The 24,091-nt window shown below is 60.5% G+C and carries 21 protein-coding genes; 7 read left to right on the forward strand and 14 right to left on the reverse strand.

What is annotated here, in order from left to right:
- Position 1: 1 nt before the first annotated feature.
- The 11 genes from JWU58_RS26245 to JWU58_RS26295 form a co-directional block, all read right to left on the reverse strand.
- Positions 2–874 (reverse strand): transporter substrate-binding domain-containing protein, encoded by an 873-nt coding sequence (locus JWU58_RS26245; RefSeq protein WP_206421255.1) that lies wholly within the window; start codon positions 872–874, stop codon positions 2–4.
- Positions 871–1,653, reverse strand: a complete 783-nt coding sequence (locus tag JWU58_RS26250; RefSeq protein ID WP_206421256.1) for an amino acid ABC transporter ATP-binding protein — start codon at positions 1,651–1,653, stop codon at positions 871–873. The genes JWU58_RS26245 and JWU58_RS26250 overlap by 4 nt, the downstream gene beginning before the upstream one ends.
- A complete protein-coding gene (locus tag JWU58_RS26255) occupies positions 1,650–2,309 on the reverse strand; it encodes an amino acid ABC transporter permease (protein WP_206421257.1) in 660 nt (219 codons plus the stop codon). The genes JWU58_RS26250 and JWU58_RS26255 overlap by 4 nt, the downstream gene beginning before the upstream one ends.
- Entirely contained in the window at positions 2,290–2,955 is a 666-nt protein-coding gene (locus tag JWU58_RS26260; RefSeq protein ID WP_206421258.1) for an amino acid ABC transporter permease, read from the reverse strand. The genes JWU58_RS26255 and JWU58_RS26260 overlap by 20 nt, the downstream gene beginning before the upstream one ends.
- Positions 2,956–3,540: 585 nt before the next feature.
- Complete coding sequence (locus JWU58_RS26265; protein ID WP_016772222.1) at positions 3,541–4,338, reverse strand: MetQ/NlpA family ABC transporter substrate-binding protein; 798 nt, start codon at positions 4,336–4,338, stop codon at positions 3,541–3,543.
- A gap of 167 nt (positions 4,339–4,505) precedes the next feature.
- Entirely contained in the window at positions 4,506–5,438 is a 933-nt protein-coding gene (locus JWU58_RS26270) for a sigma 54-interacting transcriptional regulator (protein ID WP_016772223.1), read from the reverse strand.
- A gap of 51 nt (positions 5,439–5,489) precedes the next feature.
- Entirely contained in the window at positions 5,490–6,071 is a 582-nt protein-coding gene (locus JWU58_RS26275; protein ID WP_007918704.1) for an alpha/beta hydrolase, read from the reverse strand.
- Between the two features lie 201 nt (positions 6,072–6,272).
- Complete coding sequence (locus JWU58_RS26280; RefSeq protein ID WP_024011153.1) at positions 6,273–6,674, reverse strand: ExbD/TolR family protein; 402 nt, start codon at positions 6,672–6,674, stop codon at positions 6,273–6,275.
- Between the two features lies 1 nt (position 6,675).
- Positions 6,676–7,401, reverse strand: a complete 726-nt coding sequence (locus JWU58_RS26285; RefSeq protein WP_041477454.1) for a MotA/TolQ/ExbB proton channel family protein — start codon at positions 7,399–7,401, stop codon at positions 6,676–6,678.
- 45 nt (positions 7,402–7,446) lie between these two features.
- Complete coding sequence (locus tag JWU58_RS26290) at positions 7,447–8,256, reverse strand: energy transducer TonB (RefSeq protein ID WP_206421259.1); 810 nt, start codon at positions 8,254–8,256, stop codon at positions 7,447–7,449.
- A 410-nt stretch (positions 8,257–8,666) separates the two neighbouring features.
- Positions 8,667–11,027 (reverse strand): TonB-dependent receptor, encoded by a 2,361-nt coding sequence (locus JWU58_RS26295; RefSeq protein ID WP_206421260.1) that lies wholly within the window; start codon positions 11,025–11,027, stop codon positions 8,667–8,669.
- Positions 11,028–11,192: 165 nt separating this feature from the next.
- On the opposite strand from JWU58_RS26295, the gene JWU58_RS26300 reads away from it, so the two are divergent.
- Together JWU58_RS26300 and JWU58_RS26305 are read left to right on the forward strand one after the other, a co-directional pair.
- On the forward strand, positions 11,193–12,137 hold the full coding sequence (locus JWU58_RS26300; protein ID WP_206421261.1) for a LysR family transcriptional regulator: 945 nt from the start codon (positions 11,193–11,195) through the stop codon (positions 12,135–12,137).
- A gap of 178 nt (positions 12,138–12,315) precedes the next feature.
- Positions 12,316–13,932 carry an alkaline phosphatase family protein gene (locus JWU58_RS26305; protein ID WP_206421262.1) on the forward strand — a complete coding sequence of 539 codons (1,617 nt, stop codon included), beginning with the start codon at positions 12,316–12,318 and terminating at the stop codon, positions 13,930–13,932.
- A gap of 153 nt (positions 13,933–14,085) precedes the next feature.
- On the opposite strand, the gene JWU58_RS26310 is transcribed toward JWU58_RS26305, so the two are convergent.
- Positions 14,086–15,006, reverse strand: a complete 921-nt coding sequence (locus JWU58_RS26310) for a TauD/TfdA dioxygenase family protein (RefSeq protein WP_024011146.1) — start codon at positions 15,004–15,006, stop codon at positions 14,086–14,088.
- Between the two features lie 182 nt (positions 15,007–15,188).
- On the opposite strand from JWU58_RS26310, the gene JWU58_RS26315 reads away from it, so the two are divergent.
- The gene (locus JWU58_RS26315) at positions 15,189–16,109 is read left to right on the forward strand and encodes a LysR family transcriptional regulator (protein ID WP_123444106.1); all 921 of its coding nucleotides are present in this window, start codon (positions 15,189–15,191) and stop codon (positions 16,107–16,109) included.
- Between the two features lie 143 nt (positions 16,110–16,252).
- On the opposite strand, the gene JWU58_RS26320 is transcribed toward JWU58_RS26315, so the two are convergent.
- Positions 16,253–17,266, reverse strand: coding sequence for an ABC transporter substrate-binding protein (locus tag JWU58_RS26320; protein WP_123444107.1), 1,014 nt, complete (start codon positions 17,264–17,266; stop codon positions 16,253–16,255).
- Positions 17,267–17,661: 395 nt separating this feature from the next.
- Between JWU58_RS26320 and JWU58_RS26325 the strand changes: the two genes are divergently transcribed.
- Genes JWU58_RS26325 through JWU58_RS26335 form a run of 3 tightly spaced genes read left to right on the forward strand, consistent with a single transcriptional unit; the run spans position 17,662 to position 21,697 of the window.
- A complete protein-coding gene (locus JWU58_RS26325; protein ID WP_123444108.1) occupies positions 17,662–19,260 on the forward strand; it encodes an ABC transporter permease in 1,599 nt (532 codons plus the stop codon).
- Positions 19,257–20,072 carry an ABC transporter ATP-binding protein gene (locus JWU58_RS26330; RefSeq protein ID WP_123444109.1) on the forward strand — a complete coding sequence of 272 codons (816 nt, stop codon included), beginning with the start codon at positions 19,257–19,259 and terminating at the stop codon, positions 20,070–20,072. The genes JWU58_RS26325 and JWU58_RS26330 overlap by 4 nt, the downstream gene beginning before the upstream one ends.
- A 14-nt stretch (positions 20,073–20,086) precedes the next feature.
- Positions 20,087–21,697: an arylsulfatase gene (locus tag JWU58_RS26335; protein ID WP_123444110.1), complete on the forward strand. Its 1,611-nt coding sequence runs from the start codon at positions 20,087–20,089 to the stop codon at positions 21,695–21,697.
- Positions 21,698–21,875: 178 nt separating this feature from the next.
- Here JWU58_RS26335 and JWU58_RS26340 read toward each other — a convergent pair whose 3' ends face one another.
- Positions 21,876–22,946, reverse strand: coding sequence for a fatty acid desaturase (locus tag JWU58_RS26340; protein ID WP_206421263.1), 1,071 nt, complete (start codon positions 22,944–22,946; stop codon positions 21,876–21,878).
- Positions 22,947–23,046: 100 nt separating this feature from the next.
- Between JWU58_RS26340 and JWU58_RS26345 the strand changes: the two genes are divergently transcribed.
- Positions 23,047–24,051, forward strand: a complete 1,005-nt coding sequence (locus tag JWU58_RS26345) for an AraC family transcriptional regulator (protein ID WP_206421264.1) — start codon at positions 23,047–23,049, stop codon at positions 24,049–24,051.
- Positions 24,052–24,091: the final 40 nt, after the last annotated feature.

Here is a 24,091-nt window from a genome sequence, read left to right on the forward strand (position 1 = left end):
ATCACCCCTGCCACTTGCCCCCTTCAACAATCACACTCTCGGGCCGGGTGTCATCACTCAGTTCTTTGCGCACATATTGGTCATATAGCTTGAGCAGGTACTTCTCCTCACCCAATTTGGCCAATTCGCTGTTGACCCAATCACGCAACTCGAGATTGCCCTTTTTCACTGCCGGCGCAATCGGCGCCTCGGCTCCGAGCTTTTCCTCAAGCACGCGATAGCCCGGGTTCTGCTTGGCCCAGCTGAACAGCACCAGATTGTCCTGCGCGTAAGCATCGCCACGACCATTGGCCAGGGCTTGCAGCGACTCGGAGTTTTTCTCGAACTTGAGCAGTTTCCAGTCCGGGTGGTTTTTGGTCAGCCAGATATCCGCGGTGGTGCCGGTGGTGACAATCGTGGTGCGCGTCGCCAGATCATCCAGTTTTTTCACTGAACTGCCCTGCGGCACCAGCGCCTGCACGGCCACCTTGAGGTTAGGGTTGGTGAATTCCACCGCTTCCTTGCGTTCCGGGGTGACGGTCATGTTGGCGAGGATCAGGTCGACCTTGTCGCTCTGCAAAAATGGAATGCGACTGGCCGGCTCGACGGCGACGAACTCGACCTTGTTTTCGTCGCCGAGCAGATCTTTGGCGAAGCGCCGGCCAATGTCGGTGTCGAAGCCGACGTAACGCCCGGCCTCATCGACGAAACCGAACGGGGGCTTGTCGATAAATACACCAACGATCAATTTGTCGCGGGCCTTGATCTTGTCCAGATAACCGGCCGGCGCGGCGCTTTCGCTGGCGACTTTCGGCTTTGGTGGCTCTTCGGTCTTACCGCAACCGGCAAGCAAGGCGAGGCTGAGCAGGGGCAGTAACAAAGCGGCAGTTTTCATAGCAGTTCCAGTTCCTTTTTCGGATTCGTTTCTGGCGATGTGGCAACGAAGGAGAACTTCTCCAGAAACTGCTGCGCGCGTGCGGTTTGCGGGTTCGTAAAGAAAATCTCGGGTGGGGATTGTTCGAGGATGCGCCCGGCATCCATGAACACGATGCGGTCGGCCACCGCGCGGGCGAAGGCCATTTCGTGAGTGACGATCAGCAGGGTCATGCCTTCGCGAGCCAGACCCTGAATGACTTGCAGCACTTCCTTGACCATTTCCGGGTCGAGGGCGGCGGTGACTTCGTCGAAGAGCATGACCCGTGGATTCATGCACAGCGAGCGAACAATGGCGATGCGTTGCTGCTGGCCGCCGGAGAGCTGACGCGGGAAAGCATCGCGCTTGTCCAGCAGGCCAACACGCTCAAGCAGGGCTTCAGCCTGCTGTTGCGCTTCGCGGCGCTGACGCTTCTGCACCTTGAGCGGGCCGAGCAGCAGATTGTCGAGCACGCTCATATGCGGGAAAAGGTGATAACTCTGGAACACCATGCCGATCTGCTGGCGAATTTCGCGCCAGTCAGTGGCCTTGTCCAACAGCTCTCGGTCGAGGAATTTCAGGCTGCCGCTGTGGGCCTCTTCCAGACCATTGAGGCACCGCAGCAAAGTACTTTTGCCGCAACCGCTGGGACCAAGAATGACGAGTACTTCGCCGCTCTGCACTTGCAGGTCAATGCCGTCGAGCACCTGCTGCGCGCCATAGAATTTGTTGAACCCGTGAAACTTGATCAGTGCGCTCATGCTTGCGTCCAGCGCCGCTCCAGCACGCGCGAAGCGGCCGAAAGCGGGTAGCAGATGAAAAAGAAAAACAGGAACAGCGCACCGTAAATCAGTACCGATTCGTAGGTGCGCTCGATGATCTGCTGACCGACCTTGATCACATCTACGACGCCGATCAGTACCGCCAGGGAACTGGTCTTGATGATCCGCGTATAAACATTGATGGTCGGCGGCGTCATGCGCTTGAGCGCTTGCGGCAGCAGCACGTAGCCATAGAGTTGGGCCGCATTGAGGCCGATCGACAGCCCCGCTTCACGCTGTCCGCGCGGCAACGAATGCAGCGCACCGCGCGCTACCTCGCCAACTTCGCTGGCGCCCCACAGCGACAGCACCAGCACCGCGCACCAGAAGCTCGGCAGGCTCAGACCGAAGAAAATCGGCAGACCGAAGAACAGCAGATACAACCAGACCAGCACCGGAATTGCCCGGAACAGCTCCAGATAGATGCGCAGAATCACGTTCAGCCACGTGACGTTCAACGTGCGCAACACACCGTAGAACACGCCGCCGATCGTGCTGATGGCGATGCTCAGAAACGAGATCGACAGGGTTTGCCCGGCGCCTTTTGCCAGTTGCGGCAACGACACCCAGAGCAGTTCAAGACCCGAACTGGCCATGCTGGAGCCTCCTTTCCAGACGGCTGAGCAACAGCGACAGCGGCAAGAACAGCAACACGCAGATCAGCGTCAGCACGGCGAGCATTTCGTAGGTTTTGTAGTAGAGCGCGATATAGCTCTTGGTGGTGTAGAGGATTTCCGGCACCGCTACCGCCGAGACCACGGTGGTTTCCTTGAGCAGGAAAATGAAATTGGCGAACAGTGACGGCAGGCTGAGAATCCCCGCCTGCGGCAGGATCACATAGCGCAGCAACTGGCCGTGGGACAGGCCAATCGACCGCCCGGATTCCAGTTGTGCCTGGGGCACCGCATCGACGCCGGCGCGCAGCACTTCGGTGAGGTAGGCGCCGCCGAGAAAAGTCATGGTGATGATTGCCGCAGTGAAACCGGAAACCCGGATCCCCACTGCCGGCAACGCGAAGTAGACGAAGAACAGCTGAATCAGCAACGGCGTGTTGCGCGCCAGCTCTACGTAGAGGCCGACCATTTTCTGCAGGTATGGCGTGCGAAACACCAGAATCGTCGCGTTGAGCAGCGCCACCAGCAGCGAAGTGGCGATCGCAATCAAACCGACCTGCAGAGTCACGCCGACGGCTTTGAGAAAAGCCGGCAGAGTGCTGAGGATAAAGGCGTAGTCGAAAGTCATGAAGCGTCCTGACGCTGCTTGGTAAGCGGCGATGATGCAATCCATGGACGGCGGATGGCCGTCCGGCAGGCACTGACTTTATAGGTATAAAAACCATAATTTAAATACCTTTAAAGCATATTGATATCACCCAAAAAACTATCCTGTGGGTTTGCCGGGAAGGAATAAGACGGCTATTTTTCTTTGCGCTGTAGGACGGATCTTTTTTTCAGGAAAGACCTCCAAGGAACCACAGCTTTTGGCCAGACTCTCCGGCCCATTCACCACAAGGAAGAACAAAATGGACGTAAAAGTGCCGCAGCGGCTGGATCCGCAGGACATCGTGAAATTGCTCAGGGCGTTGCGCCGGGCGTTGAAGACGCAGGTGGCCTGAGCCTTTGATCGTTCCCACGCGCAGCAAAGGAATGCAGCCCGGGACGCTCCGCGTCCCATTAAGAGCCGAACGCGGAGCGTCCGATGAGGCATTCCCACGCAGAGCGTGGGAACGATCTTTTCAACGGCTTGAAACGCACGCACAAAAACGCCGATGACCATCACTGGCCATCGGCGTTTTCACGTCTGAAACGGATTTACTCAAGCGTCAGATCAGAACGCCGGCAACACCGCGCCGCTGTACTTCTTCTCGATGAACGCTTTGACTTCCGGGCTGGTCAGGGCCTTGGCCAGTTTCTGGATCGCGTCGCTGTTCTTGTTGTCCTCACGGGCAACCAGGAAATTCACGTATGGCGAGTCAGCGCCTTCGATCACCAGCGCATCTTTCTGCGGGTTCAGCTTGGCTTCCAGCGCGTAGTTGGTGTTGATCATGTCCAGATCAACTTCCTTCAGCACGCGCGGCAGCAGGGCCGATTCCAGTTCCTTGAACTTGAAGTTATGCGGGTTCTTGGCGATGTCTTTCGGCGTTGCCAGAGCGTTTTTAGGATCTTTCAGTTCGATCAGGCCGGCCTTTTGCAGCAGGATCAGGGCGCGGCCGCTGTTGCTGCCTTCGTTGGGGATGGCGATGGTTGCGCCGTCCGGCAGTTCAGCCAGGGTCTTGTACTTGCTCGAGTAGCCACCGAACGGTTCAACGTGCACGCCCTGCACGGTCACCAGATACTTGGATTTGTCGTCCTTGTATTTGCCTTGGTTGAAGCTGTTCAGGTACGGCAGGGTCTGGAAGTAGTTGGCGTCCAGACGCTTCTCGCCGACCTGTACGTTCGGTTGCACATAGTCGGTGAAAACCTTGATTTCCAGATCCACGCCCTCTTTGGCCAGGGTCGGTTTGATCAGCTCAAGGATTTCAGCGTGGGGCACCGGCGTTGCGGCAACTACCAGTTTCTCGCCGGCGTTGGCGAAAGAAGCCGTCAGAGCAGCCGCCAATGCGGTAAACAACAGAACCTTTTTCATGCAGTGTCCTTATCGAAAATCACGGTCGTCATCGACGACGGCATTTAATACGTGTGCCAGTGAAGTGATATCGCTGGCGTGAGGCGGACAATACCCGGATTTTTTATTCCCGGACAATAACGTTTATTCAGCTTCATATTCCATTTTGTTCATGTTGAAGAAAACGCTCACACCGCCTCGCTCAAGCGAATCAGCCAGTCTTTCAAGGCCTTACGCTCTGCACTGCTACCACCTATATGGGTCTGCCTGACCAGACGTTCGATCTGAACCTGCGGCGCAGACGCGTCAGGCAGGTTCAGATGTTCCGGCAGGATTTCGTCGCCGGTGCTGACCAGCAGGGCAAAGTGGATGACGTTTTCCAGTTCGCGAGTGTTGCCCGGCCAGCTGTGTTGTTCGAGTACATGCTGAGCGGCTTCGCTGATCAGCGGCACGGGCAGATCAAGACGCTGGCTGTAGATGCCGAGGAAATACTCCGCGAGGGAGAGGATATCGCCGGTGCGCGCGCGCAACGCCGGCAGCTCCAGATGACCCTCGCTGAGGTAGTGATAGAGCCGCTCGTGGAATTTTCCGGCGTCCACGGCCTGGGCCAGATCGATGCTGGTCGCCGCAACCAGGCGCACATCCACCGGGCTCGGCTGATGCGCACCGACGCGGGTGACTTCGTGGTTTTCCAATGCCGCGAGCAACTTGATCTGGATGGGCAGCGGCAGATCGCCGATTTCATCCAGGTACAAGGTGCCGCCGTTGGCCGAACCGAACCAGCCGGCGCGGCTGCTGGCCGAACCGCTGTAGCTGCCGGCGGCGTAGCCGAACAGTTCGGCGTCGGCGTAGGTCGGGCTGATCGCGCCGCAGTTCACCGAAACGAACAGCCCGCTGCGATCACTGGCGCGGTGGATATGCCGGGCGAGCAGCTCTTTACCGGTGCCAGTCTCACCGCGAATCAACACTGAAATCGCACGTGGAGCCAACTGCTCCAACTCCTCGCGCAATTGCCGCGAGCGTGGGTCGACGAACACCAACGCCTTGGCGCGAATGCTCAGGGGGCTTTTTTCCGCATCGGGAAAGGTCAACAAGGGCTGACCGAAGGTTTCGAGACTCATGGCAGGCTCCCGCCCAAAACCGCCAGCCGACGGGGGCGTTGAATAGTAAGGTCAGGCGCGACGGCGGGCGTGATGTTCCAGACGGTTTTGCAGGCGATAGAGATAGGCAAATCCCTGCTCCCAACGCTGATGCCCGGACTTGACGTTGATGTGCCCGGCCCCGGCGAGAATCCCCGCCTCCGCGCCCCAGTTGCGCGCCAGTTCCAATGCGCGCGGCGCACTGACGGCGGCGTCGTTGTCGGAGCTGACGACCTGACTGGGGAATGGCAACAGGTCCGTCGGAATCGGTGCGAAGTTGCGCAGCGCTGGCGCGCAGGCAGGACGCTCGACATCGGCCGGCGCGACCAGCAACGCCCCGCGCACCTGACGCAGGTACTGCAACGGCGCAGTCGCCGCCCAGTGAGCAACGGTGATGCAACCGAGGCTGTGAGCGATGAGAATGACCGGCGTGCTGTCGGCGGCAATCGCTTCGGCCAGCGCGGCGACCCAGTCCTCACGGCGCGGCGTCAGCCAATCGGCCTGCTCGACCCGCGCGCTGTTCGGCAGGCTGTTCTGCCAGTGGCTTTGCCAATGATCTTCTGGCGATCCTTGCCAGCCCGGCACAATCAGGTAGCGGATTGATTCGTTGCGCATGGGGAAGCTCTCCTGCGGCGTGTCTGTTCCGGGTCGAGTATAGGGATGGGAGTTATATTCGTTAAGGAATAAGAAGCTATTTATTAATACCCATAATGCATATGAGGCGCTCCCACAGGGTGAGTGTGTTGTGGCAATAACGCGGGATAAAAAAAGGGCCGCACCCTGCCAAGGAGACGGCCCCGGAAAAGCAAAAACCTGTCACCGCGCAGTAATCACCGACAACTTGGTAATCCCCGCCCGTTCGATCGAAGCCATGGCTCGCGCCACTTCGCCGTAGTTCACCCCGTCATCGGCCTGCAATTGCACGCGCACTTCCGGGTCCTTGGCCTTGGCCGACTTGAGGTTGAATTCCAGCAAGTCGGGCTGAATCTGGTCCTTGTTGATAAACAGCTTGCCGGCGCCGTCGATGCTCACCACCAGCGGATCCTTCTGCTCGACCGGTGCCACCGCTTCGGTCTTCGGCAGGTTGATCGGGATCGCGTTGGTCAGCAGCGGCGCGGTGACGATAAACACCACCAGCAGCACCAGCATCACGTCTACCAGCGGCGTCACGTTGATTTCGCTGAGCACCTCATCCGTGTCTTGCGTGGAGAAAGCCATATCAGGACGCCTCCTTCACTTTTGCCGCGTTGCCCGACGTTGCCACCTTGTGTGCGGTCGGGTGGATCAGCACGCGGAACGCGCTCTTCTGCGCCAGGCTGTAGAAGTCGTGGGCGAAGTCATCGAGATCCGCCGCGGTCAATTTCAGACGACGCAGAAAGTAGTTGTAAACCAGCACCGCCGGCACCGCGACGGCGATCCCCACGCCAGTCGCGACCAGTGCCGCACCGATCGGCCCGGCCACCGTTTCCAGGCTCGCCGAACCGGCGGCGCTGATGCCTTTCAAGGCCTCCATGATTCCCCACACCGTGCCAAACAGACCAATGAACGGCGAGGTGCTGCCGATACTCGCGACAACCGCCAGACCGGTTTCCAGCGAACGCCGCTCGCGCACGATCTGCTGGCGCAAGGCGCGTTCGAGGCGATCCTGATGGTTGATCGCCTGGCTCAGGTCATTTGCCTGCGGCGCCTCGCCCACCTGGATCGCCGCATAACCGGCCTGCGCCACTCGCGCTGCGGCGCCGGGCTGGGTTTCGCTCAACTCGGCGGCGGCATCCAGGCTCGACGCCGCCCAGAAACGTTTATGAAAGCGCCGATCCTGCGCTTTCAAACGACCGAACTGCACAGCCTTCAGCAACGCCAGGCCCCAAGTGGCGACGGAAAAAACCACCAGCAGCCAGATCACCGCGCTTTCGATGGATTCCAGTGGAGATGCCAGTAACGTCATGATGTGTTCCCTCGTGTAAACATTTCGCGCGAATTTGGTTTCGGTTTAATGAATCTTGAAATCGATAGGCACGCTGACCCAGCCGTCCTGGGCGACATCACCCTGCTTGGCCGGGACGAAACTCCAGCGCTTGACGGCATTCAGCGCCGCATCGTCGAGCTGCTGCCGGCCGCTGCTTTTGGCTATCTGAATCTCCCCCGGTTTGCCACTGGCCAACACATGCACCCGTAACAACACCGTGCCTTCCCAACCGCGCCGCTGGGCCAGCGACGGATATTCCGGCGCCGGGTTTTTCAGGTATGCCGCATTGGCTGAAGCCGGGGTAACGGGCGCAGGTGCCGGTGGCGCGGGGGGCGCTGGCGCTGCGACCGGGGCTGCCGGTTTCGTTGGCGCTGGCGGCTGCTCTACCGGCTTCGGCGCGGGTTTGGGCGGCAGTTTCACCACCGGTTTGGGTTTGGCGATCGGCTTGGGCGGCGGCGGTTTCACCGCCAACTCGTCCTCCACTGGCGGTGGTGGCTCGACCACGTGCGCCGGTGGTGGCGGCGCAACAACCGGCGGCGCGGGCGGAGCCGGGCGTGAAAACTCGATGGTCATCGGCGGAATTTCCGGCGGTACCACCGGCAGCACCGGCGTCGGTTTCTGGCTGACCCAATAAATCACTGCACCGTGCACGATCAACGCGAGCACACCGAGCAGAAGGGTTTCGCGCCGACTCAAAATCCCCTTGGGTGCACGCTGCAAACGCAACTGCCCCAACGGCACCCGGTGCGGCCGGCCAAGATCGACCAGTTCGCCACTCGGCGTGTGCCACCACAGCAATTCCCCTGCGCTGGCGGCGGTCTGGACATTGCCCATTGTTCAACTCCCTGCGGTCTCTTTCGTTCTACGAGCCAAAGCGATCGACCCGTCATTCTTGAAGCCCCCACGGCGTAGTCGATGGGGGTAATCATTGGGCTTGCACGCTTATCACCGAAAGTAATCTTTGACGTTATGCATAGGCCTTCAAGGAATATGCAAATCGCCCGTTTTCACCGAAGCCGCGCACCACAAGGGCTGCAGCGATCTGCTATAAACCCCATGCTTTTGCGGCATGAAAAGTATTCGGATACGGCATCCGTTAACGCCTTAAAAGGCTGGTTTTGGTTCGCTGAATGCCGACGTTAGGCGCGATTGCCGCCGTCGCTGTCGATCAGCTGCGTCTGCTTGCCGGCGCCGCTGAGGATTGGTTGAACGGCCATGTCCAGGTCAGCGCCTTGAAAGCTCAATTAAAAGTCGTAGCGACCGGTAACGCCGAGGGTTCGCGGGGTGCCGAGCAGGCCTTCATAGCCGCCGTTGCCGCCGGTCCACAGAGTCGTGTAATAAGTTTTGTCGAAGGCGTTTTTCAGCCACAGCGAGACGTCCCACTGGCCCTGATTGAAATCACCGCGCAAGCCAGTGGATAGGTTGACCACCGCGTAACTGGGGATCTGCCCGTAGTCGGAATCCTCGACCGTGCCCACCGCTTTGGAGCGGAACGCATAGCTGCCGGTGACGTAGGGTTCGAAGCCGTTATCCAGATTCCATTTGTATTCGCCGTTGGCGTTGCCGATCCATTTCGACGCGCCGACCACTTGATGGCCGCTGAGATCGCAGGAGGCCGGTGCACCCGGGGCCTGGCTGACTTCCGGCGGGCACGGTGCATCTTTGTAGGAGAGGTAGCTGACGTCGTTATAGGAGCCGTTGAAATTCAGGGTCAGGCCACGCAGCGGCACCACGGTGCTTTCGAACTCGATGCCGCGCGAGCGCACCGAGCCGGCGTTGGTCAGGTATTGCACACGGTTGGCGGCGTCATAGGCGTTGGTCTGGTAGGCGTTGACCTGGGTCCAGAACACGTTGGCGTTGAGTTGCAGGCGGTGATCCCACAGGGTGCTTTTGAAACCGAGTTCGGCGTTGTTCGCACGCTCGGTGCCGATCAATAGCGAGTCGGCACCCGCGGTGGGCGCAGAACCGACCGCGAGGTTGACCCCGCCGGATTTCTCGCCGTGGGACAGCGTGGCGTAACCGAGCACATCATCGGTGATGCGATAGCTCAGGTTGAGCAGTCCCGAGGGGCTGGAGCTGTACTGATTCAAGTCACCGGAATCGTAGACGCCGGCACGGCCGCGACGCGCATTGGCTGCCGCACCCGCCACCGCCACACCGCCAAGCGGCGCGTTGCGGCCGACCGAGGCGTTTTTCTCTTCGTAGGTGCCACGCACCCCGGCGGTGAAATCGAGACGTTCGCTCAGGTGCCAGGTGCCTTGGGCAAACAGGGCGAAACTGTCGGTCTGGATATGGCCGTTGCCGACGCTGGTGACGTTGGCCAGGCTGCCCGCCGGTGTGCCATTCCAGATGTCGGCCTGCGGGCCGTAATAGGAGAAGGATTTGTTGTCCAGATCCGAGCCGAAATAGTAGGCGCCGACCACATAATCGAAGAACTCACCCTTGGGCGAGGCCAGGCGAAATTCCTGCGAATACTGTTTGTCTTCCACCGACACGCCGGCGTTGTAACTGGCCGGCACGTTGAGGCCATCGTCGTTGCGCGGGGTGAAATTCCAGAAACGATAAGAGCTGACCGACGTCAGGGTGAAGTCGCTCGGCAACGTCCAGTTGGCTTCCACTGAAGTGCCGCCCTGATGCACGGTGACGTGCTGGTCGTTATCGAGATTGACCTTGCGATGCCGGCCGTTGACCAGCGTTGCCCCGGCTGCACTGGCCCGCGATTCATACAGGTTGACGCCGTTGATGGTCGGCCCGGTGTTGTACAACACGCGAGTGCCGGCGCTGGAATCTTCTTCGTTGTAATCGCCGATCCAGCGCAGATTGAAATTTTCATTGGGCTTGAACAACAGCTGCGCGCGGAAGCCCTCGCGGGAGCCGCCGTTGAGGTCGTGGCCGTCGTATTCGTTCTTGATGTCGCCGTCACTGCGCGTGCGATACGCCGAGAAGCGCCCGGCCAGTTGGTCGTTGAGCGGTCCGGAAATCGTACCCTTGGTCTGGAAGTACCCATCCTCGCCGACCGAGGTTTCGATGCTGCGTTCAGGCGTGAAACTGGGCGCGCGGGTGCTGATGTTGATAACCCCGGCGGTGGTGTTCTTGCCGAACAGCGTGCCTTGCGGACCGCGCAAGACTTCGAGCTGCTCGATGTCCATCAGATCGAACACCGCCATCCCCGGACGGCCCAGATAAACGTTGTCGATGTACAGGCCAACGCTGCCTTCCAGGCCATCGCTGGCCGGGTTGTTACCGAGGCCACGGATCGACACGCTGGACTGGCGCGCATGCATGTAAGCGACGTTGACGCTGGGCACCAGTTGCTGCAAGTCCTGAATCCGGTAAACCCGTTGCGTCTCCAGATTCTGCCCACTGACCACGCTCATTGGCGTCGGCACGTCTTGCGAACTTTCTTCGCGGCGGCGCGTGGTGACGGTCACGGTTTCCAGCTGCGAACCGTTGGCCGCCGCTGTGCCTGCGGGGACGGGCGGAGGGGTTTCGGCTTCGGCGGCATAGCCGTGAGTCCAGCTGGCGCTGCCTGCCAGCAACAGCGCCAAAGGCAGGCGTTTGAGCCGTCGGGGTGATGAGGGTAACGCGAGATTCAACGGACTCATGGCGCGGCTCCTGGTCAAAAAACACACAGACATCTTCAGTGCTGCATATTCTTTTCAGTTATTTATTTATGGATTTAGAAATATTTACTGCATAAGAGATTGCCTTTATAAGGAGTCGACCTAATGCATATCCAATGCATTTCCCGGATATTTTTTATGTGAAAAATGCATATCGACTTGCGCCAATTGCGTCACTTCATTGCTCTGGTTGAGCAACGCAGCTTCGTCGCTGGCGCGCAGGCGGTGAACCTGTCGCAGTCGGCATTCAGCCGCAGCATCCAAGCACTGGAACACAGCGTCGGCTGCCAGTTGGTCGACCGTGGGCGCAAGGAATTGCCGCCGACCAAACAGGGCCATGTGCTGCTCGAACATGCGCGGCGACTGGTCAGCGGTGCGCAGCAGATGGCCAATGAGATCAGCCAGTTCAATGGCCTCGAGGCCGGGGAATTGCGCTTTGGCTGCGGGCCGGCGCCAGCCGCTGGATTGATCCCACGCGCGATCGGCGCGTTCATCGGCCGCTACCCGAAAGCGCGGGTGCAATTTCAAGTCGATGACTGGCAGAGCCTGAGCAAACGCCTGCTCAGCGAAGAGTTCGAATTCTTCGTCGCTGATACCCGGCAATTCGAGGCCGATCCGGATTACCAGACCTACCGCTTGCGGGCACGCAAATGGCATTTCTGCTGCCGCGCCGGGCATCCACTGACGGCGTTCGCACGCATCACCGCCGAGCAATTGTTGAATTATCCACTGGCGGTCAGCATCCGCCCGCCGAACCTGCGCAAGGTCATCGTCGACCTCAGTGGTCGTCCGGATTTCACCCCGAATGTGGAATGCGAAAACGGCTCGAGTCTATTGAGTGTGGTGTTGCGCTCGGAGGCGATCGGAATTGTCGGCGCGTATTCCGATGCGCTGCATCTGGCCAAGGGTGAGCTGGTCTGTTTGAAGATCGAAGGCCTGGCCGATGATCTGGAGGAGCTGTACACCCGCTATGGCATCGTCAGCCGCGCCGGGTATCGGTTGTCACCGTTGGCCGAAGCGATGATTGAGCAGATCAAAGTGGTTGATGCGGAGGATCAGGAAGTGTGTTCGCTGGAGAATTTTGCTGTCTGAGCTGGCCCCTTCGCGAGCAGGCTCGCTCCCACAGGAATACGCATTTCCAATGTGGGAGCGAGCCTGCTCGCGAAGAGGCTGATGCAATCGCTGCATAAAAACCATTCCCCAAATGCACTTGCCGAAAACCCCCACCGACAGCGAAAACCCTCACCTGTCCCACTGACCGGTGAACTCCATGCCCACTCCTCCCAATCCCGTGCGCAACGTGCTGTACATCATGTGCGATCAACTGCGCCGCGATTACCTGTCCTGCTACGGCCACCCGCATCTGCACACACCGAACATCGATCGCCTCGCCGCCGAAGGCGTTCGTTTCAGCCGTGCCTACACCCAAGGCACGATATGCGGCCCGTCGCGGATGTCGGCCTACACCGGGCGCTATGTCAGCAGCCATCAAGTGGCCTGGAACGCGGTGCCGTTGCCGCTGGATGAATTGACGATCGGCGATTACCTGCGACCTCACGGCATCCGCACCGCGCTGGTCGGCAAGACCCATGCGACGGCCAATGTCGACGCCTTGCAGCGTCTGGCGATCAACCTGGAAAGCGCGCAAGCCGAGTTGCTCAATGAGGTCGGCTTCGAACCGTATCTGCGCCACGACGGTATCTACCCCGACGATCCTTCATTCGACGACAAGCGTGAATCCGCGCCCTACACCCACTATCTGCGCGAACACGGTTTCGAGGGGCGCAATCCCTGGCACGACTGGGCGAATGCCGCCGAAGGCGAGAACGGTGAAATCCTCAGCGGCTGGAAAATGCGTCATGCGAATTTGCCAGCACGAATTCCCGAGCAACACTCAGAGACTGTCTACACTACAAATCGCGCCATCGACTTCATCACCGAGCAAGGCGAGAAATCCTGGTGTTTACACCTCTCGTACATCAAACCGCATTGGCCCTACATCGTACCGGAACCGTACCACGCCTTGTACAGTACGAAATCGATTCTCGAAGCGGTCCGCGCGACGCCCTCCGCAGCCAGCAAACACCCCGTATACACTGCCTTTCGCCAGCATGAGGAAAGCCTCAACTTCTCCCGCGACTCAGTACGATTGAATGTAATCCCGACCTACATGGGCCTGATCAAGCAAGTGGATGATCAGTTGGGGCGGCTGTTCGATTTTCTGCAGAGCAACGGGCGTTGGGATGACACGTTGATCGTGTTCACCAGCGATCACGGCGATTTCCTTGGCGATCATTGGCTCGGTGAGAAGGAGTTTTTGCTCGAGCAGGCGGTGGGCGTGCCGTTGATCGTGCGCGACCCTCGGGCGGCGGCGGATGTCACTCGCGGCACTGTCGATGAGCGGCTCGCGGAAACCATCGATGCGCTGCCGACGTTTCTTCAAGCGTTGGGATTAGCGGGCGCGGAACACCGGCTGGAAGGGCGTTCCTTGATCCCGCTGCTGCACGGGGAAAATCCCGATTGGCGCCGCTATGCGATCAGCGAATACGACTACGCCTTCCAGGCACCGGCGCGGGAACGCCTCGGCCAGCCGATCGACCGGTGCCGCATGACCATGGTCCGCAGCGAGCGCTGGAAATACCTGGCGTACGACGGGTTTAGACCGCAGTTGTTTGATCTGTTGAATGATCCGCAGGAGCTGAATGATCTGGGTGAGGATCCGGCGTACGCGGCGGTGCGCGAGGAGCATGCGGGGTATCTGTTTGAGTGGATGCGTGGATTGAAGCGGCGGACGACGATCAGCCATCCGGAGATCGATTTGCGCGGGCAGCGGTTTCGTTATGGTGAGCCGGAAACCGAGAAGGTTGTTCAGATTGGTGTGTGGTAGCTGTGATCAAATGATCATTCCCACGCTCCGCGTGGGAACGCAGCCCGGGACGCTCCGCGTCCCAAAACCGGACGCAGAGCGTCCGTTGAGGCATTCCCACGCAAAGCGTGGGAACGATCAATGTGGGAGCGAGCCTGCTCGCGAAGAGGCCAATCAGACGCCGACGATATCCGGACCTTTGATGGTCTGACTTCGCTGCCCACTCACCCCCACTGGCACCTCGCCCTTGAGCGTCACCCGGCGCACCACGCGATCCTGGGTGCCGTAATCATCAATCGCGTAATGCTGCGTCGAGCGGTTGTCCCAGATCGCCACATCTCCAGCCTGCCAGCGCCAGCGCACGGTGTTTTCCTGGCGGATCACATGGCTCTGCAGCAAACCGAACAGGTGTGCCGAATCTGCCTGTGAATAACCTTTGATGCGTTTGACGAAATGCCCCAGCAGCAAGCTCTTCTCGCCGCTGATCGGGTGCACGCGCACCACCGGGTGCTCGGTTTCGTAGACAGTCGAGGTGAAGACTTTGCGATAGCGCTCCAGCTTCTCTGCCGAGACGTCCGGCTTCGCACCGGCGTAGTCGTACTCGTTGCTGTGCACAGCGGTCAGTTTGTCGGCGAGCTCACGCAGCTCGCTCGGCAAGCCGCTGTATGCCGTTGCGGTGTTGGCCCACAGCGTATCGCCGCCGAAGGCCGGGGCGACCACCGAGCGCAGGATCGAGGCTTTCGGGTAAGCGTCGACGAAAGTCACGTCGGTGTGCCAGGAGTTGGCGCGCTGACCTTCGGCGCCGTCCAGCTCGAGCAGGTAACGGGTGCCTTCGCGCGATGGCACGGTCGGGTGTGCCACCGGTTCGCCAAGCAGATGGGCGAAGGCTTCCTGACGCTGATCGTCGAGCTGCGTCTGCTCGCGGAAGAACAGCACTTTGTATTCGACCAAGGCTTGCTGGATGGCCTCGACAGTGGCGGCGTCCAGCTCACCGGACAGGTGCACGCCGCGGATTTCGGCACCGATACGACCGGCCACTGGATGAATTTCCAGCGCGTGAGAAACGGGTTTTACGGCGAGTGCAGCATTGCTCATGGGAAGACCCTCATCGACGGTTTGCGGTTTTGGCGGCAGCGAAACAACGCTCTATCTATATTCCATTTATATCTAATAGATATTCACATGCTTCGTTGACGGAATAAGAGCTTGCATTTAAAACCTCAAGCAACCCTCGTCGCAAATGCCTTCGAGCTATTTTTAGGATGCCAGAAAAGCATATGGATCTTCGCCAGTTGCGCTACTTCATCGCCCTCAACGAACACCGCAGTTTTGTCCGTGCGGCCGACGCCATGGGCATCACTCAACCGGCGTTCAGCCGCAGCATTCAGGGGCTGGAGCAGGAGTTCGGTTGCGTGCTGGTCGATCGCGGCAACAAGGATCTGCGCCCCACGCCCGAGGGCCAGGTGGTGCTGCAACACGCCTTGAGCCTGGTGCAGGGCGCAGCGTTGCTCAGCGCTGAAGTGACGCAAATGACCAAGCTCGACGCCGGCGAAGTGCATTTTGGTTGCGGGCCGGCGCCGGCGGTGAAACTGGTGCCGGACGCGGTGGCGCAATTCATCAATGCGCACCCGAAAGTGCGCACCTGTTTTCAGGTTGATAACTGGGAAAAACTGAGCCGCGCGCTGAGCCGCGAAGAGATCGAATTCTTCATCGCCGACATCCGTCATTTCGAGTCCGATCCGAATTTCCAGACGCAACCGCTGACGCCCAAGCGCGGGGTATCTTTCTGCCGGCCGGGGCATCCGTTGCTGGCCAAGGAAAGCCTGTCGACCAACGACATGTTCGACTACCCGCTGGCCGCCACCCTGATCCCGCCGGGCATTCGCAAGCTGCTGGCGAATCTCAGCGGGCGCATCGATTTCTCGCCGACCATCGAGACCGAGCACTTTCCGGCACTGGTCAAAGTGGTGCTGCAATCCAATGCAATCGGCGTCGGCACGGAGGAGGCGTTTATTGAGGATGTCGCCAAGGGTTCGCTGGTGCTGTTGCACTGGCGCAACCTGCCGCAGAACCTCGAAAGCATGAACGCCCGCTGCGGCATCGTCAGCCGCACCGGATTCCGGTTGTCGCCGGCGGCGAGGGCAATGATCGAGACGTTGGTCGCGGTGGATCGGCAGGACGTCAGCGTCGCCGTCTGAAAAACCTTCGTGGCACACGCCGATCGTTCCCACGCTCTGCGTGGGAATGAAACCCGTGACGCTCTGCGTCACAAAGGACGCGGAGCGTCCTCGGCTGCATTCCCACGCGGAGCGTGGAAACGATCTGGAAAGTCGCTGGAGATCTAAAGCCTGGCTGCAGAAAGCTCTGGCGCCACCCAATCGCTGACCTTGAACGGCTTGCGGATCAGCTTCTGCTGCGCCGCCAGGTCGACCTTGTCCTGCAGGCCGCTCAAGAACACCGGATCCAGTGTCGACGGGAAAATCTCGCTGAGATTCTGATCCTTCAGATCCTGAGCCAGAATCACCGGCGGATAACTGGCCAGCCCTGATACCAGCTGCACATACGCATCCTTGTTGCTGTCCTGCGTCAGCCACTCGACCGCTTGCTGCTGCGCCTTGAGCAGTTTCGCAATGACCTCAGGATGGGCGTCGACAAACTTGCCATTACCCAGCAACACCGCCTGCACGCTGCCAGCGCCGCCAAGGTCCTTGGTGTTGAGCGGCAATTCCGCCAGGCCTTTGGCTTGCAAGGCACTCAGCGCGGAGCTGCCCCACGAGGCATCGATCTGCTTGGCCGCGAGTGCCGAGACCGCCGCGTTGAAATCCAGATTGATGACCTTCACGTCCTTCTCGCTCAGGCCCTGACTGGCCAGCGCCGCATCGAACGACAGCTGCGTCGCCGTCCCGCGAAAGATCGCCACGCGTTTACCCTTGAGATCCTGCAGGGTCTTGATTCCCGAGCCGGGCACCACGCCGAGGTATTGCTTGACCCCACGCGCCGTAGCGCTGAGCAGGCGCGTGTCCAGACCATTGGATTTGCCGATGATCGCGGCCAGATCGCCGAGATAGGCCAGATCAACCTGGCCGTTGGCAAACGCCTCATTGATCACCGGCCCGGCGCCCTTGAAGAAACTCCACTGGATCTTGATGCCCTGCTCGGCGAAGGCCTTTTCGAAGATCTGCTGATCGCGCAGCACATCGACAATGCCGCCGCCGCTGTATTGAGTGCCGGCGCTGAGGTCGGGCACGGCGATGCGGATTTCCTTGAGTTCTTCGGCTTGGGCGCCAAGCGCAAGAAAGCCTGCAAGCGCCGGGGCGGCCAGCAGGCTGATGATTCGTTTGAAGGGAAGGTTCATGGGTGCGGCTCCTTGATCGCTGAGGAGCCGAAAGTAGGCTGGATGCATACCTTCACTTAAATACTATAAATGCACATTTTTATATCCATATGACCTAAGTGAGGGCGTGTGCGGCTTGCAGCGCGATATGCATTAACAGCATCGAAAATATTCTTCGAATGCATTGGATGCGCGCAAGCAGGCAAGCCTTAAATGGATTCGCTTATCTCCCGATAGCATCTAACGCAAGTTTGTTAGATCAGTTTCATATATGACGAAACCCAGTGTGGGAGCGAGCCTGCTCGCGAAGAGGCAATGCCAGCCGACATCAGTGCTGCCTGAAACAGCCATTCGCGAGCAGGCTCGCTGCCACATGAAAAGCGGTTCGCCATGCAACCCGACAACGGAGGTCACCCATGGCCCGTCAATCTCTGCTCAGCCTGCCGCTGGCCGCGCCGCCGCTGAAAAGCCGTCGCACCTGGCCCCGCCTGAATCAACGCCTGCTGCCTTGGCTGTTGCCCGTCAGCCTGTTCGTCCTGTGGTGGCTGGCCGCGCGCAATCAGTGGATGAGCGAGCAGATCCTGCCGGCGCCATCGCTGGTGTGGAGCAGCGCTGTGGAACTGGCCCAAGGCGAGTTGTGGAGTCATTTGTGGATCAGCCTGCAACGGTTGTTCTGGGGCTTGTTGGCAGGCGTTTCGACCGGCGCGGTGCTTGGCGCCGCACTGGGCTTCAGTCGACGTCTGGAGCGCCTGGTTTTTCCGACATTCGCCGGATTGGCGCAGGTGCCGACGCTGGCGTGGATTCCGCTGTTCATGGTTTTTTTCGGCATCGGCGAACTGCTGAAACTGGTGGTGCTGATCAAGGCCATTGTGGTCCCGGTGACCTTGCACACACTGGTTGGTGTGCGCGATGCACAACCGAAACTGCGCGAAGCCGCCGCCGTGTTGCGCCTGCCGCCGCGCTTGCTGATTCGGCGCTTGGTGCTTCCCGCTGCGCTGCCGGCGTTCATGGCCGGCGTGCGCCTGGCACTCGCTGCCGGCTGGACCTCGTTGCTGGCGGTCGAGCTGCTGGCCTCCAGCGAAGGCATCGGCTATCTGATGGTCTGGGCGCGGCAGCTGTTCATGCTCGACATCGTGTTCGTGTGCATCGTGGTCATCGGTGTGATCGGTGTGGCCATGGATCGCGGCATCGGCCTGCTCGACCGCAAACTGGTGCACTGGCCGCACCCGGCCACCGCGCACATCACACGCGGCCCGCGCTATCAGGGCTGGCAACGCCTGCAACCGTGGCTGTTGCCGCTGGGCTTGTTGGCGCTCTGGCAACACGCCAATGATCAGCACTGGGTCGACGCGAATATTCTGATCAGCCCTGCGGCTGTGCTGAGCACGACATGGGACGGACTGCTCGACGGTACGCTGGTCAACGGCATGGCGCTGAGCCTGAGCCGCACCCTGGGCGGCTTGCTGATCGGTGGCGGCCTCGGTTTCGCCCTGGGCTTGCTGCTCGGCCTGTCACGTCTCAGCGAACGCCTGCTCGGCCCGACACTCGCCGCACTGCGGCAGATCGCGATTTTCGCCTGGGTGCCACTGCTCACCGCGTGGTTCGGTCTCGGCGAACTGGCCAAGTGGGTGTTCGTCGCTCTCGCCGCCTTCTTCCCGCTGTTCATCGCCACCCAGCGCAGCGTCGCCAACCTCTCGCCGCAACTCAACGAAGCCGCGCAAGTGCTGCGCCTCGGCCTCGGCCAGCGCCTGCGTCGACTGGTCCTGCCCGGTGCTGCGCCGGGGATCTTCGCCGGGCTGCGATTGAGCCTGATCTACGCCTGGCTCGGCACCATCGGCGCTGAATATTTCATGCCTTCCAATGGCGGCATCGGCAGCCAGATGATCGGCGCACAACAGTTGTTGCGCATGGACCTGATCATGGCCGGCATGCTGCTGGTCGGCCTCACCGGCGCCCTGCTCAACCTGATCGGCCAACGCCTGGAAATTCGCGCGACCCGCTGGAGACACGCATGAACGCACCAATTGTCAGCTTCAACCACGTAGGCAAATCCTTCGCCGTCAACGGTTTCGAACTGGAGGCGATTCGCGAATTCAACCTGGACATTGCCGAGGGCGAATTCGTCGCCATCGTCGGCTCCAGCGGCTGCGGCAAATCCACTTTGCTGCGTTTGCTGGTCGGCCTCGACACCGAGTTTCGCGGACAGATTAGTGTCGATGGCAAGGCCGTCAGCGGCATCGGCGGCGAGCGCGGTATCGTCTTTCAGGAACATCGTCTGTTTCCGTGGCTGACGGTCGCCGACAACATCGGCCTGGGTCTGGTCAATGAACCGCTGAGCGGAGCGCAGAAACAACAACGCATCAAGGATTTCATCGAGCTGGTCGGCCTCAGCGATTTCACCGCGGCCTATCCGCATCAACTCTCCGGCGGCATGGCGCAACGCGTGGCGATCGCGCGCGGCCTCGTCGCCAGCCCGCGAATCCTGTTGCTCGACGAACCCTTCGGCGCCCTCGACGCACTGACCCGCCAGCAAATGCAGGACGAGCTGCTGGCGATCCGCGAGCGGGCACAGATCACCACGATTCTGGTGACCCACGATGTCGAGGAAGCGATTTTTCTGGCCGACCGCGTGGTGGTGATGGAGCCGCGTCCGGGGCGGATCAAGCAAGTGGTCGACATCGCCCTGCCGCACCCGCGCCAACGCAGCGGTTACGACTTTCATCAGCTGCGTGAAGAACTGCTGCACGAGCTGACCAGTGATGACCATTACCAACCGAGCGCACCGGTGCAGATCCGCGATCTGCCGCTGACGTTCATTGCCTGCTGAACAGGAGTTTCGCGATGCCGCAACGTCCCAACTTTCTAGTGATTCTGGCCGACGACCTGGGCTTTTCCGACATCGGTGCGTTCGGCGGCGAAATCGCTACGCCGAACCTCGATGCGCTGGCCGAGAACGGCCTGCGCCTGACCGATTTCCACACCGCACCGACCTGCTCGCCGACGCGCTCGATGCTGCTGACCGGCACCGATCACCACATCGCCGGTATTGGCACCATGGCCGAAGCGTTGACCCCGGAACTGATCGGCAAACCTGGCTACGAAGGCTACCTGAATGACCGCGTCGTCGCCCTGCCCGAGCTGCTGCGCGAGGCCGGCTATCAAACCTTGATGAGCGGCAAATGGCACTTGGGTCTGAAGGCTGAACTGGCGCCCCATGCGCGCGGTTTCGAGCGCTCGTTTTCACTGTTGCCGGGCGCTGCCAACCACTATGGTTTCGAGCCGACCTACGATGAGCAAACGCCGGGCCTGCTGAAATCCACCCCGGCGCTGTACATCGAGGACGATCAGTTTGTTGACGTGTTGCCGAAGGATTTCTATTCCTCCGATGCCTTCGGCGACAAGCTGCTGCAGTACCTCAAGGAGCGCGATCAGACCCGGCCGTTCTTCGCTTACCTGCCCTTCTCCGCGCCGCACTGGCCGCTGCAGGCACCGGCCGAGATCGTCGAGAAATACCGTGGCCGTTATGACGCCGGCCCGCAAGTGCTGCGCCTCGAACGCCTGGAAAAACTCAAGGCGCTGGGTCTGATCGAGGCAGACGTCGAACCGCACCCGCTGATTCAGCTCAGCGCGCAGTGGGACGCGTTGAGCGATGAACAAAAGCAGATTTCCGCACGAGCCATGGAGGTGTACGCGGCGATGGTCGAGCGCATGGACTGGAACATCGGCCGGGTCGTCGATTACCTGCGCCAGCAAGGACAGCTCGACAACACCTTCATCCTGTTCATGTCCGACAACGGTGCCGAAGGCGCGCTGCTGGAAGCGTTCCCCAAGTTCGGCCCGGAGCTGATGACCTACCTCAACCAGCATTACGACAACAGCCTCGACAACATCGGCCGGGCCAATTCCTACGTCTGGTACGGGCCGAACTGGGCGCAAGTGGCAACCGCGCCGTCACGCTTGTTCAAGGCTTTCACCACCGAGGGCGGGATCCGCGTGCCGGCGCTGCTGCACTATCCGCAACTGCCGCTCAAAGGGCAGATCAGCCATGGTTTCGGCACGGTGATGGATATCACCCCGACCATTCTCGATCTGGCTGGCGTGCGGCATCCGGGCAAACATTGGAAAGGCAAAGCCGTGGCGCCACTGCGCGGTAAATCATGGCTGGGCTTCCTGTCCGGCGAGACCGCGCAGGTGCATGACGAGCACACCGTGACAGGGTGGGAATTGTTCGGACGCCGGGCGATTCGTCAAGGGTCGTGGAAAGCCGTGTGGATTCCTGGACCGGTCGGGCCGGCGACCTGGCAGCTTTATGATCTGGCGAGCGATCCAGGGGAGATTCATGATCTGGCGTTGAGTCAGCCGCAGAAACTCACTGACCTGATCGGGCATTGGCAGCGGTATGTGGAAGAGACCGGAGTGATCCTCAGTGCTTCGCCGTTTCAGCCGGATTGAACCAAGATCAAAAGCCCCCCTCACCCCAGCCCTCTCCCTGAGGGAGAGGGGGAAAGGGAGCAGATCTTCATGCTTTTCCAACCTGAGGTCGGCTCGAAATTTCAGGTCGATGTATCCAGCATAAACAGCTAGATCAGTCCCCTCTCCCCTGGGAGAGGGTTAGGGTGAGGGGCATCTGTCAGGCCTCCACCGCCTCCCCGGACACCACTTCCTCGTCTCCGCGCACAAACCGGTTCGCCCGGCCAAACGTGCCGAAGTCATTGAAGCGCACACCCATCTCGCGCATCACCTTGTGCGCCACCGGCACGGTCATCTGGCGAACGTAAAACGGCTCCTTGACCACGAAGTGATGAATCCCGTGACTGCTGCCGAAGTTGAAGCAGAACGCTTGCAACGGCCACAGCCACCAAGGGTTCAGCACCTGGCATTGCTGCAGCACATTGCCCGGTTCGACGTCGCCGTAGTAATGCATGTTCGAGCTGATGAAGTGCAGGCAAAAAGTGCGCAGCACATTCGGGCCGATGATCACCACGGCGGCGATATCGATTACCTGCATCACCGACAGCGTGGTGGCCGACCATTCGATGGACGAGCCGAGCAAATGCGCGATGCCATTGGCTGCGTGAAAGCCGAGAAACACATACCACGCGCCCCAATGCAGCAGCGCCAGCGGTGCGTAGACCTTGAGCACGCGTTTGCCGATGCTCCACTTGTGTGCCCAGGTCCTGGCGCGGAGCAGGCGGATAAACGCCGACATGACGTTATCGCCAACCATCAGCAGACGGGCAAATCCCCACGGCTCGCCGTTGGTGATTGCGCGCTCTTCCATGTCGGCCTCAGTGCCGGAAACCTTGTGATGGTTGAGGTGCAGATGACGACGGATCCACGGGTTGATTGTGCTCGGCCGCGCCAGCCAGACCAGGCCCATCATCAGGTTGTGCGGCACGCGTTGTTTGCGGAAGTACATGCTGTGGATCAGGTCGTGTTCCAGCTCATGGGTCAGCGAGGCGAAAAAAGCATTGAGCAGCAGGCACACCCACCAAGCCATATGGCCAGTGATGTACAGCGCCGCCGAGCCGATCATCCCGGCCAGCGCGAACGCCAGAATCCCCGCACCAAGGGCATCCTGATGCTGAAGAATCGGGTAGCGCTCACGCAATTGCGCACCTTTTGCCAACACCACTTGGCGAATATGTGCCGAGCGCTGCGCCGCATTCAGTCGTTCAGGGCTTGCAGAAGTACCGTCCATGCTTCCATCCTCGGGTCTAAGATGAATGCATCGTGCCTTGCCGGGGTTCGATCCGCGCTAGCCAAGAACGCCAACCTGTTGACCGGACGCGCCAATCCGCATGAAGGAACCGACCTCCCTCGCCAGCTGGACCCGCGCCTTGCGCAAACAACTCGACGCGCTCGGGCTGGACAGCCTTGCCTTGTGCCAACAGGCCGGGCTCGACCCGACGCTCATGGACGACCCCAATGCGCGCTATCCGCTGTCCGGTACCACGCGCCTGTGGGCACTCGCCGTGCAGGCCAGCGGCGACCCGGCGCTGGGCTTGCGCGTGTCGCGTTTCGTCAGCCCGACCACCTTCCACGCGCTCGGTTATGCACTGGTGGCCAGCGGCAGCTTGCGCGAGGTGTTCGAACGCATCGTGCGTTATCACCCGGTGGTCAGCGATGCGCTGGAGCTGGAGCTGAGCCGCAGCGAAGACCGCTATCAATTCCGCCTGAAAATCCCGCCCGGCAACCCGACGCCGGCCTTCGAAGCCATCGACGCCTTCGCCGCGATCTACGTGCGCACCTGCCGCAATCGCCTCGGCCGCGACTACGCACCGCTGGCGGTGTACTTGCGCCGTCCCGAACCGAGCGATGCCCAGCAATGGCACAAAGTCTTCCGCGCGCCGGTGCACTTTTGCGCCGCCGAAGACCGCCTGGAATTCGCCCTCAGCGACTTCGACAGCCACCTCGACGACGCCAACCCGGAACTGGCCGAACACAACGAAGCCGTACTCAAACGCACCCTCGCCCAGCTCAAACCGCTGAACTGGGAGCGCAAGGTGCGCGATGCCATTGAAGAACAACTGCCCGAAGGCGAACCGAGCGCCGAACGCATCGCCCAGGCCTTGCACCTGAGCCTGCGCAGCCTGCAGCGGCATCTGGCGGATGAGGGCTGTCGCTTCGACACCCTGCTCAACGAAAGCCGCGAGAATCTGGCGCTGCTGCACTTGCGCGACCCGCAGTGCTCGTTGAGTGAAGTCAGCTATCTGCTGGGGTTCGCCGACACCAGCAGCTTCAGCCGCGCGTTCAAGCGCTGGACAGGAATGACGCCGGGGCAGTTTCGCGATGGGTTACGCTGATCCGAAATCATCACTGTGTGATCCAGCGCCTTCGCGAGCA

The organism is Pseudomonas atacamensis, assembly GCF_017167965.1.
Lineage (GTDB): Bacteria > Pseudomonadota > Gammaproteobacteria > Pseudomonadales > Pseudomonadaceae > Aquipseudomonas > Aquipseudomonas atacamensis.